This window comes from Plantactinospora sp. WMMC1484, assembly GCF_049315195.1.
Classification (GTDB): domain Bacteria; phylum Actinomycetota; class Actinomycetes; order Mycobacteriales; family Micromonosporaceae; genus Plantactinospora.
On record NZ_CP186055.1, the window covers coordinates 2,926,213 to 2,938,186 of the forward strand.

Annotated in this window: 12 protein-coding genes and 1 riboswitch; of the genes, 6 read left to right on the plus strand and 6 right to left on the minus strand. The window is 73.7% G+C overall.

Translation table 11 applies throughout. The features are described from left to right. Positions 1-17: 17 nt before the first annotated feature. The 3 genes from ACN28C_RS12985 to ACN28C_RS12995 all read left to right on the plus strand — a co-directional run bounded on the left by ACN28C_RS12985 (position 18) and on the right by ACN28C_RS12995 (position 2,894). Positions 18-857, plus strand: coding sequence for an NAD-dependent epimerase/dehydratase family protein (locus tag ACN28C_RS12985; RefSeq protein WP_422773722.1), 840 nt, complete (start codon positions 18-20; stop codon positions 855-857). 71 nt (positions 858-928) lie between these two features. Then, on the plus strand, positions 929-1,585 hold the full coding sequence (locus tag ACN28C_RS12990; RefSeq protein ID WP_422773723.1) for an MOSC domain-containing protein: 657 nt from the start codon (positions 929-931) through the stop codon (positions 1,583-1,585). A gap of 148 nt (positions 1,586-1,733) precedes the next feature. After that, on the plus strand, positions 1,734-2,894 hold the full coding sequence (locus tag ACN28C_RS12995; RefSeq protein WP_422773724.1) for an acyltransferase family protein: 1,161 nt from the start codon (positions 1,734-1,736) through the stop codon (positions 2,892-2,894). Here ACN28C_RS12995 and ACN28C_RS13000 read toward each other — a convergent pair. Further along, complete coding sequence (locus tag ACN28C_RS13000) at positions 2,875-3,678, minus strand: DUF4097 family beta strand repeat-containing protein (RefSeq protein WP_422773725.1); 804 nt, start codon at positions 3,676-3,678, stop codon at positions 2,875-2,877. The two genes, ACN28C_RS12995 and ACN28C_RS13000, sit on opposite strands and share 20 nt — an antisense overlap. Before the next feature lie 190 nt (positions 3,679-3,868). On the opposite strand from ACN28C_RS13000, the gene recO reads away from it, so the two are divergent. Both recO and ACN28C_RS13010 read left to right on the plus strand, forming a co-directional pair. After that, complete coding sequence (gene recO, locus ACN28C_RS13005; protein WP_422773726.1) at positions 3,869-4,738, plus strand: DNA repair protein RecO; 870 nt, start codon at positions 3,869-3,871, stop codon at positions 4,736-4,738. Between the two features lie 8 nt (positions 4,739-4,746). Then, the gene (locus tag ACN28C_RS13010) at positions 4,747-5,559 is read left to right on the plus strand and encodes an isoprenyl transferase (protein ID WP_422774642.1); all 813 of its coding nucleotides are present in this window, start codon (positions 4,747-4,749) and stop codon (positions 5,557-5,559) included. 31 nt (positions 5,560-5,590) lie between these two features. On the opposite strand, the gene ACN28C_RS13015 is transcribed toward ACN28C_RS13010, so the two are convergent. From ACN28C_RS13015 to ACN28C_RS13035, 5 genes are all read right to left on the minus strand, one after another. Then, positions 5,591-6,154: a hypothetical protein gene (locus tag ACN28C_RS13015; RefSeq protein ID WP_422773727.1), complete on the minus strand. Its 564-nt coding sequence runs from the start codon at positions 6,152-6,154 to the stop codon at positions 5,591-5,593. After that, positions 6,151-7,866: a PHP domain-containing protein gene (locus ACN28C_RS13020; protein WP_422773728.1), complete on the minus strand. Its 1,716-nt coding sequence runs from the start codon at positions 7,864-7,866 to the stop codon at positions 6,151-6,153. The genes ACN28C_RS13015 and ACN28C_RS13020 overlap by 4 nt, the downstream gene beginning before the upstream one ends. A gap of 169 nt (positions 7,867-8,035) precedes the next feature. Continuing rightward, positions 8,036-8,836 carry an energy-coupling factor transporter transmembrane component T family protein gene (locus ACN28C_RS13025; protein ID WP_422773729.1) on the minus strand — a complete coding sequence of 267 codons (801 nt, stop codon included), beginning with the start codon at positions 8,834-8,836 and terminating at the stop codon, positions 8,036-8,038. Next, complete coding sequence (locus ACN28C_RS13030) at positions 8,833-10,281, minus strand: ABC transporter ATP-binding protein (protein WP_422773730.1); 1,449 nt, start codon at positions 10,279-10,281, stop codon at positions 8,833-8,835. The genes ACN28C_RS13025 and ACN28C_RS13030 overlap by 4 nt, the downstream gene beginning before the upstream one ends. A gap of 14 nt (positions 10,282-10,295) precedes the next feature. Further along, entirely contained in the window at positions 10,296-10,889 is a 594-nt protein-coding gene (locus tag ACN28C_RS13035) for an ECF transporter S component (protein ID WP_422773731.1), read from the minus strand. Between the two features lie 77 nt (positions 10,890-10,966). After that, positions 10,967-11,074: riboswitch (TPP riboswitch) on the minus strand. 130 nt (positions 11,075-11,204) lie between these two features. Between ACN28C_RS13035 and ACN28C_RS13040 the strand changes: the two genes are divergently transcribed. Continuing rightward, on the plus strand, positions 11,205-11,954 hold the full coding sequence (locus ACN28C_RS13040; RefSeq protein WP_422773732.1) for a sugar isomerase domain-containing protein: 750 nt from the start codon (positions 11,205-11,207) through the stop codon (positions 11,952-11,954). The last annotated feature ends 20 nt before the right edge of the window (positions 11,955-11,974 follow it).

Genomic DNA, 11,974 nt, shown 5'->3' on the forward strand with positions numbered 1-11,974 from the left:
AGGGACGAGGGCCGCGGATGCCGGTACGGGTGCTGGTCACCGGCGCGGCCGGTCGGGTGGGAAGCCTGCTCCGGCCCCGGCTCGCCGGTCCGGGGCGGATCCTGCGGCTGCTCGACGTCGCCGAGCAGCGCCCGGCCGCGCCCGGCGAACCGGTGGAGATCGTCCGTGCCGACCTCGCCGATCCGGCGGCGCTCGTCGCGGCCTGCACCGGGGTCGACGCCGTCCTGCACCTCGCCGGGATCCCCACCGAGGAGACGTGGGACGCGCTGCTCCGGGTCAACGTGGTCGGCACGCAGCACCTGCTGGAGGCGGCCCGCAGGGCCGGGGTGCCCCGGGTGCTGCTCGCCTCCTCGATCCACGCGGCCGGCTGCTACCGCCGGGAGGGCAGCAGCCCGGACCCGCCCGGTGTGCCGGCGCCGGCCGGCCCGGACGGGGTGCCGGCGGCGGCGCCGCCGCGTCCGGACACCTACTACGGCTGGTCCAAGGCGGCCGTCGAGTCGCTCGGCAGCCTCTACGCGGACCGGTTCGGCATGACCGTCTTCGCGCTGCGGCTCGGTGCCTGCTTTCCGGAGCCGCCAGGGCTCAGCGGGCTGGAGAACTGGCTCTCCCCGGGCGACTGCGCCCGGCTGGTCGACGCATGCCTGCGGGCGGAGGCGTCCGGGTTCCGGGTGCTCTGGGGGATCAGCCGGAACAGCCGGCGCTGGTGGTCGCTGGTCGAGGGGCGGGAGATCGGGTACGAGCCCACCGACGACGCCGAACGCTACGCCGACCGGGTGCGCCCGCTCGACGATGAGATCGCCACCAGCGGGCTGATCGGTGCCCAGTTCTGCCGGTACCCCGTCGGGGAACGGCGCTGATCGACGGCGGTGCCCGCCAGCTGCTCGTAAATCGACGAGGCTCGAAGAGTGCGCCCGCTAGGGTGCGTTCCATGGCACAGATCCTCTCGGTCAACCTCGCCGTTCCCGAGCCGAACAGCGCCAAGGAGGTCGGGGTCACCGGCATCAACAAGCGTCCGGTGGACGGGGCGGTGCCGGTCCGGGCGCCCGGACCGAAGACCGTCGGGCTGGGCAGCGGCCTGGTCGGCGACCAGATCTTCGACGTACGGCACCACGGCGGCGACGACCAGGCGGTGTACGCGTACGCCAGGGAGGACTACGACTGGTGGGAGGCGGAGTTGGGTCGTCCGCTCGCCGACGGCGTCTTCGGGGAGAACCTCACCACCGTCGGGCTCGACGTGAACGGCGCGGTCATCGGTGAGCAGTGGCGGATCGGATCCGAGCTGGTGCTACAGACGACCTTCGGCCGCATCCCGTGTGCGACCTTCCAGCTCAAGATGGGGATCCCGCGGTGGTTGAAGCGGTTCACCCGGGAGGCGCGGCCGGGTGCGTACCTCCGGGTGCTGCGGCCGGGGGAGGTGCGGGCCGGTGACGAGGTGACGGTGCTGCACCGGCCGGAGCACGGGGTGACCGTCGCCGAGGGATTCCGGGCCTGGATGTCCGAGCCGGAGCTGCTGCCCCGGCTGCTGGCGGTCGAGGAGGCCCCGGAGGATCTCCGGGAGCAGCTCCGGAGGCGGCTGAACGCCTGATCCGACCCGGATGCCGAGCTTTCGTCCGTGACGTTGCCGTCTGTTCCGGGAGGGTTCAGCTAAAAATCCTCCGGTTGTTGCTATACCCGCCCGGCGGCAAGGGGTAGGAAGACAATTCGTCCCCTTCTTCCGTCGACAGACCAGGCTGATGCGAAACCGGTACTACGACCTGCTCCGCTGCCTCGCCATCGTCCGCGTCGTCGTCTACCACGTCACCCACTGGGCCTTCCTCACGCTGGCGTTTCCCGCCATGTCGCTGATGTTCGCGCTCGGCGGGGCGTTGATGGCCGGTTCGCTGGAGCGTGGCGGTGCCGCCGCGATCGGGCGCCGGCTGCGCCGGCTGCTGCCGTCGCTCTGGCTGGTGGCGGCGATCTTCGTGCCGGCCATGCTGCTCACCGGCCTGGTCCCGTCCTGGCGGCTGGCGCTCTGGGTGCTGCCGCTGGCCGATCCGCCGGCCAACACCTGGGGCGCGCTGGTCCTCAGCGTGGTCTGGTACCTGCGCGACTACCTCTGGTTCGTCCTCGTCTCGCCGCCGGCCTACTGGCTGTTCCGCCGCTGGCCGGTGCCGACGGTGCTGGCGCCGTACCTGCTGCTGGCGGTCGTCGAGTTCGGCTACCCGGAGGCGCCGGGGGTGCTGCGCGACTTCGGGCTCTACTTCGGGGCCTGGCTGCTCGGCTTCGCCCAGCACGACGGGATGCTGCGGCGGATGTCCCGCCGGCTGATGGTGGCGATCGCCCTGCCCACCGCCGCGCTCGGCGCAGCGTGGATCTTCACGCACCAGGGGCCGCGCGGCTACGACCTGAACGACGTACCGGCCGGCAACGCGCTCTGGTCGTTCGCGTTCGTGCTGCTGGTGCTCGGGCTGGCGCCACCGTCGGTGGCCTGGGTCGATCGCCGGGCGGTGCTGCGTCGGGCGGTGACGGTGGTGAACAGTCGGGCACTGACCATCTACCTCTGGCACATGCCCTTCGTGATCGCCGTCGACGCGCTGCTCTCCGGGCTGGGGCTGGCCCATTCGTCCGCGCTCGGCCTGGCGGCGCGGCTGGCCGCCGTCGCCGTGCTGGTGGCGGGCGCGGTCATGCTGTTCGGCTGGGTGGAGGACCTGGCCGCCCGCCGCCCGCCCTGCCTGCTGCCCGGCGGCCCGATCGCCGCTGCCGCCCGGTCACCTGCCGCCCAACCACCCGCCGGCCGCCCACCCACCGGCCGCCGACCAGCCGCCCTGCCACCTGCTGGCCCCGCCGTTCCGTCCGACCACACGGCTCGGCCTACGGCGGGCGAGCGAGGCGGCGTCAGCTCGCGCGGACAGTGATGCTGCCGCTGCCGGTCTCCAGGTCGAGCACGTCCTTCGCGGCCGGATCGTTGCGCACCCGCACATCGGTGCCGCCCGAGTCGGCGTGCGCCCGCACCTGGTAGTCGCCGGCCGGCACGGTCAGGTCGATGGAGCCGCTCGACGCGCTGGCCTGGACCGAACCGGCGGCGGCGAGGGTCAGCTCGATGCTGCCGGAACCCGTGTGCGCCGACACCTTCCCGGCACCGAGCGAACGGCCCTCGATCGACCCCGAGCCGGCCCGCGCGGAGACCGGCCCCGGCAGCCGGCTGAGGGTGATCCTCCCGGAGCCGGTCTCGGCCCGGACCGGGCCGCTGGCGTCGGTCACCGAGATGTGCCCGGAGCCGACCCTGATGTCGACCTCCGCCAGCGCGGTCAGGGTGACGTTGCCGGAGCCGTTCTCGCCGCGCAGCGTGACGCCGGCCGGGGCGAGGATGTCGTACGACACCCCGCAGTGCCGTCCGCAGTCGGTGTCCAGGAAGAGCTTCGTCCCCTCGATCCGGTAGGTGGCGTCGTCGGGCTGGCCGCCCCGGTACTGGACCACGCGCTCAATCCGGACGTTCTCCACGGCTCCGGTGCGTACCACCACGTCCCCGGAGCCCGGCGAGACCTCGATTTCGGTGATCTTGACATCCTCGGTGCGGTTGTAGGTGAGGCGTTGCTCGGCGACGCCGTCGCAGCCGGCCGAGGCGAGCAGCGCGACCAGGACGAGCGTGCCGGTGGCGGCGGTGGTGGCGGTGGCGGTGGCGGTCCGGGAAACCAGCATGGACGAAGGCTATGGCGGCACCGGATCGCCGGCATCCGGGTTCTGCCACCGGGCCACCCCGATCCGACCCTGAGAGCCGCCTCAGGGTCGCCGATCGGGCAGCCGCGATTGGAAGGGCCCCTTCTTCTACAGAAAACGATAAGAAGGGGCCCTTCCTTACACCCGGAGGGTGGGCGGGAAGAATGGGGGGGTGGCCGGATACCGCCGTCAGCTCTACCGCGACGACGCGGTGGTGCTGCGCGTCCAGAAGCTCGGCGAGTCCGACCGGATCATCACCCTGCTGACCCGCCGGCACGGCCGGCTGCGGGCGGTCGCCCGGGGGGTACGCCGGACCACGTCGCGGTTCGGCGCCCGGCTGGAGCCGTTCGGCCACGTCGACCTCCAGATCGCCGGTGACCCAAAGGGCGAGCAGGGCAGCTCGCTGCACTCGATCAGCCAGGTGGAGGGGGTCCAGCTCTACGGCAAGGCGTTCGTCGCCGACTATCCCCGCTACACCGCGGCGAGTGCGATCGCCGAGACGGCGGAGCGGCTCACCCCGGTCGAGCGGGAGCCGTCGCTGCGGCTCTTCCAGCTCACCCTGGGCGGGTTGCGCGCCCTCGCCGACGGCGAGCACGCCAGCACCCTGGTGCTGGACGCGTACCTGCTGCGTGGGATGGGACTGGCCGGCTGGGCGCCGGCACTGGTCGCCTGCGCGGTCTGCGGTACGCCGGGCCGGCACGGTGCCTTCTCCGTACCGGCCGGGGGTTGTGTCTGCCCCGACTGTCGGCCACCCGGCGCCGCCCATCCGGCGCCCGCCACCCTCGGCCTGATGGCCGCGCTCGCCTCCGGGGACTGGCGGACGGCGGACGCGGCCGAGCAGGCGCACCGCCGGGAGTGCAGCGGCCTGGTGGCGGCGCACCTGCAGTGGCATCTGGAGCGGGGGTTACGCTCGTTGCCGCTGGTCGACAGGGGCTCGACCGGCGGGGAGCGTACGGAGCGGGCGCGGCACGCCCCGCGACGACCCGACGCGGTGGACGTGGCGAGCGAGGCTGCGGCGGACGTAGCGAAGGAAGCACAGTGATCCGAGCGATGACCAACCGGGCCCGCCGGGCGCCGGTGCCACCGACCCCGCACCCGTCCGGTGCCCGGCCTCCGGCGTTGCCGGCCGAGGCGCTGCCGAAGCACGTGGCCGTGGTGATGGACGGCAACGGGCGCTGGGCCAAGGAGCGTGGGCTGCCCCGGACCAAGGGGCACGAGCAGGGCGAGTACTCGCTCTTCGACACGATCGAGGGCGCGATCGAGCTGGGCATCCCGTACCTGTCCGCGTACGCCTTCTCGACGGAGAACTGGCGGCGCTCGCCCGACGAGGTGCGCTTCCTGATGGGCTTCAACCGGGAGGTCATCCGGCGCCGCCGGGACCAGTTGGTGGAGCTCGGGGTCCGGGTGGTCTGGTCCGGCCGGGCCGGCCGGCTCTGGAAGAGCGTCATCTCCGAGTTGCAGACGGCCGAGGAGATGTCCCGGGGCAACTCGACGCTGACGCTGCAGTTCTGCGTCAACTACGGCGGGCAGGCCGAGATCGCCGACGCCGCCGCCGCGATCGCCCGGGAGGTCGCCGCCGGCAGGGTCGACCCGGCCAAGGTCAACGAGAAGATGATCGCGCGGTACCTCTACCACCCGGAGGTGCCGGCGGTCGACATGTTCCTCCGTCCCTCCGGCGAGCAGCGCATCTCCAACTTCCTGCTCTGGCAGAGCGCCTACGCCGAGCTGGTCTACCTGGACGTGCTCTGGCCGGACTTCGACCGCCGGCACCTCTGGTACGCCTGCGAGCTCTACGCCCAGCGGGACCGGCGGTTCGGCGGCGCCCTGCCGAACCCGGTCGCACCGGAACCGATCCGCGGCTGACCGCCGGCGTCCGCACCGGCGCGTCGGCCCGCTACGGGTGGTCGGCGCAGCAGGGGGTCGGGTCCGGCACCTCGAAGGGGCCGATCCGGTTGCCCGCCACCGGCGTGGTGACCAGCGTCAACCGCCCGTCCCGCCAGTGTGGACGGACGAAGTCACGGGTCTCGACCGGCGTGCCCGGGTCGGGCTCCCCGCCGCTGCCGAGCACGGTCACCCGCGCGATGGCGCTCGCCGCCAGCAGGTCGGCGACCGTGAGCACCCCGACCAGTCGGTCGACGCCGGGATAGCGGACCGCCCGGCCGGAGCGGCGGGCGAGGTGCTCGGCGGCGGCGTGCCCGGCGGCGTCCCGCAGCTCCGGCGGCGTCGGCGGCACCTCAGGCACCGTTCCCGCCGGTGCCAGGCTGATCGCGACGTGCGGATGGGGGACGGCCACCAGGTGCGTGCAGGCGACCAGCTCCGGGCCGGCGAACGGCAGCACCTGCTCGCGCAGCCAGTGCTCGGCCTCCCGCTCCGTACGGTGGCCCAGGCTCAGCCCGACCACGAGGCCGGCCCCGGAGGCGGGGCCGGCGCTCGTGGCGATGTCGTGCTCGCCGGTCAACTCGGCAGCACCCAGATCGGGTTGGCGTAGAACCAGAGGTCCTCCCACGGGTCGGCGGCGCCGACCACGTCGAGCGCCGGCCCGTGCGGGTCGACGGCGGCGCCCATCAGGCCGGGCGCGCTCCGCTTGCCGTCGGTGCCCCGCAGCCGTACGTAGAACGGCTTGTCGACCCGGCCGAACGAGTAGGTGAAGGAGACCCGGCCGGTGCCCCGGCCGACCTCGAACGACTTCGCCACCCGGGCGGTGGGCGCGGTGAAGGTGTCCCGGTCGCCGACCGGTCCGGTGACCCGGCCGGTGATCACGTCGACCCGGGCGAGCACCGGCACGAACTGCGACCAGTTCGGCGTGTTGGCCAGGTCGATGTCGATGGTCAGTTCGACGGAGGTGCCCCGCCTGACCCGCAGTACGCCGCCGAGCGGGGTGCCGGAGTCGTGCCGCCGGTCACCGGCGACCCGGGCCCGGACGTCCAGACCGCTGATCAGGCCGCCGTGGTCGACCCAGACCCGGCCGGAGCGCAGCCCGTCCATCACGGCGCGGTAGCTGAACGAGCTCGCCCCGACGTGTGTCCGGCTGTACTGGCCCGGCCAGTAGTCGCCGGCCTCGGTGAGCAGCGGCCCGTACACCGGGTCGTGGTATCTGCCGTTGAGCTCGAAGTTGCTGTCCGGCCCGCGCTGCGAGGTGTCCAGGTAGTTGACGTGCGAGTCGGAGTTGGCGCTGATCCACCACGGCTTGCCCTCGGCCAGCAGGCTGTCCCAGAGCCCGCCGACCGTGGCGGTCATCCAGTCGAAGCCGCCCCAGGTGCGGTAGCTCTCCAGCGGGTAGCCGGGGAACGAGCTGGCGGAGGGGTTGTTGTCGTAGTAGCCCCGGGCCCGGCCGGCGGTCGCTCTCGGCAGGCCGGCGGCCTGGTGTCCGGGCGCGCCCTCCATGCCGATCGCGACCGTGGGGTCGGCGTCCCGCCAGGCCCGCACCTCGTGCGGCGAGTCGATGCCGCGCCGGGCCGGGTGGTTGGCGAGGAAGAGCGCCCCGTCGATCCGACGCCGGCGGACCGCCTCGCCGAGGAACCTGATGCCGGCGACGGCCAGCGCCTCGTTGGCCGGGGTGGGGTCACCGGCGCCGCGCACGCTGCCGTCGTACGCGTTCTCGAACTCCTTCAGCACCGCCACCTCGTTGCGGCCCGGTGCGACGAAGACGGTGGCGTGCTCGGCGGCCGGTATGTTCCATTCCAGACCCTGGTAGATGAGCAGGTCCCTGAGCTGGCCCCGGGCGGCGACGATGTCCGGATTGACCTTCTCCACGCCGATCTTCGCGTGCGTCACGCTGCCGTGGTCGGTGACGACCATCCAGTCCAGCCCGTAGGCGCGGGCGTGCCGGGCCTGGTCGATCACCCGGTACTGGGCGTCGGAGCTGTACTGCGTGTGGATGTGGTGGTCGCCGGCGAGCCACTGGAAGCCGCCCTTCGGCTCCGAGCCGCCGCCGTGCCCGCCGTGCCCGCCGCCGGGGCCGTGCGCGTGTGCCAGCTCGGGTGTGGCGAGCACGGTGGCGGCGGCACCGGCACCGAGCAGGCCCGCGTTGCGCAGGAAGCCGCGCCGGGAGAGGTCGGAGGGGGAGAGCTCCTCGTCCGGGACGGTCAGGTCGACGGCGGCCGGCATGTCCCCGGTGGTGTCGTGGTCGTGGCCGTGGTGATCGTGATCGTGCGAATGGCCGTGGCCCATGCTTGCTCCGTAATTCCTCGACAATGCAGAGGTGGCCCAATCTCGTCCCGCCCGGAGAACAGCAGATGACCTGATCAGGGCACTCATGCAAACATGTTGCTGCGGACATGGGCCCGGCCAGGGTGAACCGTTCGTGCGGGTGCGTAACGCCCCGGCCGGGCCGGCCGGGTCAGCCGACCAGCGGGCGGAAGGTGCCGAGCGCGACGCTGACCGCGAGAGCTCCGGAGGCCAGCACCGCCGCCCCGACCACCAGGGCGGCATCGGCCACTGTGAACCGTTGCCGGCGGGCCGACGTACGCGGCGTCCCCGAGTCGAAGCCGCGCGCGTCCATCGCGGTGGCCAGCCGGGTGCCCCGGCGGATCGCCCCGACCAGCAGGGTGAAGGCGGTCGAGCCGAAGAGGCGCAGTCGGGTCAGCGGGTTGCGGCCGGCATCGAGGCCCCGGGCCCGGCGGGCCAGGCTCACCATCTGCCACTCCAGCGCGAGCAGCGGCACCAGGCGGAACGCGGCCAGCGCCCCGATCGCGAACCGGGGCGGAGCCTTGACGTTCTGGATCAGCGCGTCGGTCAGGTCGGTCGGGTCGGTGGTCGCGAAGATGAGTACGCCGGGCAGCGCCACCGCGATCACCCGGAGCGCCATGCCCAGCGCGGTGACCAGTACCCCGGTGGTGACCTCGACCGGCCCGACCTGCCAGAGCAGGGCGCCGGTCCGCTCGGCGGCGAAGAGCACCAGGGTGCAGAGGATGCCGAGGGCGCTGGCCAGCAGCGGCCAGGCCCGGCGCGCCAGCGCGACGTAGCCGACGCCGAAGAGCGGCACCACGGCGAGCTCGAAGGCGATCGCCACCGCCGGGGCGACCGGGTCCACCGTGGCGATCAGCGTGACGGAGACGACCAGCGCGGCGGCGACCTTGGCGACCGGGTTGCGCCGGGCCAGCGGCGCGCCGGGGGCGGCGATCGGCTGGTACGGGATCACGCGTCGCCCCGTACGCCGGCCGGCTCGGGCGCGCCCTCGCCGAGCCGGATCGTCCGGTCGGCCAGGGCGGCGACGAAGTCGGTGTCGTGGGTGACGGTGACGATGCCGTGCCCGGCGTCGCGCAGTCCGGCGAGCAGGTCGACCAGCTCGATCCAGGTCCGCCGGTCCTGGCCGAAGGTCGGCTCGTCCAGCACCAGCAGCCGGGGGGCGGTGGCCAGCGCCGTCGCCACGCTCAGCCGCCGCGCCTGGCCACCGGAGAGGGTGTACGGGTTGGCTCCCGCCAGCCGGTCGAGCCGGAGCCGGACCAGCAGTTCGTCCACGACCGACCGGACCACCGCCTCGGGCTGACCGGTCCGGCGCGGCCCGAGCGCCAGCTCCTCGAAGACCGTGTTCCGGACGAACTGGTGCTCCGGATCCTGGAAGACGGAACCGATCCGACGGGCCAGCGCAGGCGCCCGCCACCGGTGCGGTGCGGTGCCGGCGTCCCGGCCGGCCAGGGCGGGGGAGGCCGCGAGCCGGCCCGTGCGGGGGCGGAGCAGCCCGCCGAGCAGCAGCGCCAGGGTGGACTTGCCGGCGCCGTTGCGCCCGAGCACGGCGACCGCCTCGCCGGCGCGTACCCGCAGGTCCGTGCCGGCCAGCCGGGGCGGCAGGCCGAGCCGGTCGGCGGCGAGCAGCAGGTCTCCAGGGGCGGTCGCGGCCCGGCGCGGAGCCGTCGGCGGGCCCGGCACCCAGACCCCGGCGGCGGCCAGCTCCGGGCCGTGCGCGGCGAAGACCTCCGCCGGTGGCCCCTCCGCGCGCACCCCGCCGCCGGGTTCCAGCACCACCACCCGGTCGACCAGCGGAAGCGCCTCGGAGACCCGGTGCTCGACCAGGATCAGGGTGGTCTCGTCGTCCACCGCCGCCGCGACCGCGTCACGGACCAGGGCGGCGCCGGCCGGGTCCAGGTTGGCGGTCGGCTCGTCGAGCAGCAGCAGCCCGGGGCGGAGCGCCAGCACCCCGGCCAGGGCGAGCCGCTGCTGCTCGCCGCCGGAGAGCGCGGCGGTGGAGCGGTCGGGGCCGTAGGGAAAGCCGACCCGGGCCAGCGCCCCGGTGACCCGTGGCCAGATCTCCGCCGCCGGTACGCCCCGGTTCTCCAGGCCGAACGCCACGTCGTCACCGGAGCGGGCCATCACCAGCTGGGTTTCCGGGTCCTGGAAGACGATGCCGACCCGCTCCCGGGCCTTGCGCGGGTCGAGCCCGTCGATCTCGACGGTGCCCTCCTGCTCGCCGGAGTCCTCGGCGAGCAGGCCGGCGAGCGCGGCGAGCAGGGTGCTCTTGCCGGCCCCGGAGGCACCGAGCAGCAGCACCCGCTCGCCGTGCCCGATCCGCAGGTCGACGTCGCGGACGGCCCAGGCCCGCCGCCCGGCGTGCCGCCAGCCGAAGCCGCGCAGCCGTACCTCGCTCACCGCGCCCGCGCCGGCTAGACGGCGGTACGTTCGCGGCCGGCCGGGAACCGGTCCAGTACGCCGGTCTGGGCCAGTGAGCGGGTGAGCGCCCAGCCGCCGGCGCCGGCCACGACCGCCGAGCTGAGTACGGTGATCAGGAAGATCGGCACCCGGAACGAGGCGACGTCGAACTCGGAGTAGTAGCGGATCTGGTCGAAGACGGCGGCGGCGAGACCGGCCAGCAGGCCGGAGCCGACCGCCACCGGCAGCCGGAACGAGCGGTAGCGGACGGCCGCGAACGCCGCCTCGGCGGCGACGCCCTGGGTCAGCCCCTGCAGGATGGCGAGGGTGCCCCACTGGCTGCCGAGCAGCACCGAGACGACGGCAGCGACGAACTCGCAGTAGAGTGCGGCGCCGGGCTTGCGGATCACCAGGCCGCCGAGCACCCCCGGCACCAGCCAGATGCCGTAGATGACCGCCTGGGCCGGCGGAAAGAAGGCGAAAGCGCCCTCGGTGGCGCTCCAGACCACGTTCCAGGCCCAGAAGATGACCCCGAACGCGACCGCGATGACGGATGCGACGACGATGTCGACGGTGCGCCATCGGGTGGTGATGGTGGATGTTGTCACGAGCTTGCCTCCCAGTCGCGCAGCGGACCGGGCAAGTCGCACGCCGCGTGCCGGGACGGACCCGGACCGCGGCGCGGCTGGAGAATCGACCGAACTCCCTGCGCTGGCATTACCCAGATCAGGTGCGAGGGTCTGCGGGCGGATCGCCCGCACTCTCAGCGCTGTGCGCTCCCCTGTCGGATGTGCTGTTGTGCCGCAGACGCTACACCGGATGCCGCCGGGCCGACAGTCGGGGAAGCGCCGGATGTGGCCGCGCCCACCATCGCCCGGGATAGGGTGGATGGCCCAGATCAACTTCTCGAAGGGACCGCGATCGTGGCACTCAGCCCGGAGGGCTATCTCGACGTCGTCACCGAGACCATCGCCCGGGTGGCGGCGGGCGCGCGGGACGGCGTACGTCGGGCGGCCGACCTGGTCACCGGCGCGCTCCGGGCCGGCGGGGTGGTGCAGGCGTTCGGCACCGGCCACTCCGAGGCGTTGGCGATGGAGATAGCCGGCCGGGCCGGCGGACTGGTGCCGACGAACCGGATCGCGCTGCGGGATCTGGTGCTGCGCGGGGGTGAGCCGGTCGACGTCCTCGGCCCCACCCTGGAACGGGATCCGACCGTGGCCCGCCGACTCTACGAGGTGACACCGATCGACTCCCGGGACGTCTTCGTGATCGCCTCGAACTCCGGGGTGAACGGCACGGTCGTCGAGTTCGCGTTGCTGGTCAAGGAGCGCGGGCACGGGCTGATCGCCATCACCTCCCGGGAGCACTCGGCCGGGGTCGCCTCCCGGCACCCGTCCGGACGCAAGCTCGGCGACCTCGCCGACGTCGTGCTGGACAACGGCGCCCCGTACGGTGACGCGGCGCTCCCGCTGCCCGGCGGCGGCGCGGTCGGCGCGGTGTCGTCGATCACCGCCGCGCTGCTCGCCCAGCAGATCGTGGTGGAGGTGGTCCGCCGGCTGGTCGAGGCGGGGGAGACGCCTCCGATCTACCTTTCGGCCAACATCCCGGACAGTGACCACCACAACAACGCCCTGGAGGCCCGGTACGCCGGCCGGCTCCGCCGCGGTGCCTGATCTCGGACGACGCGGAACCG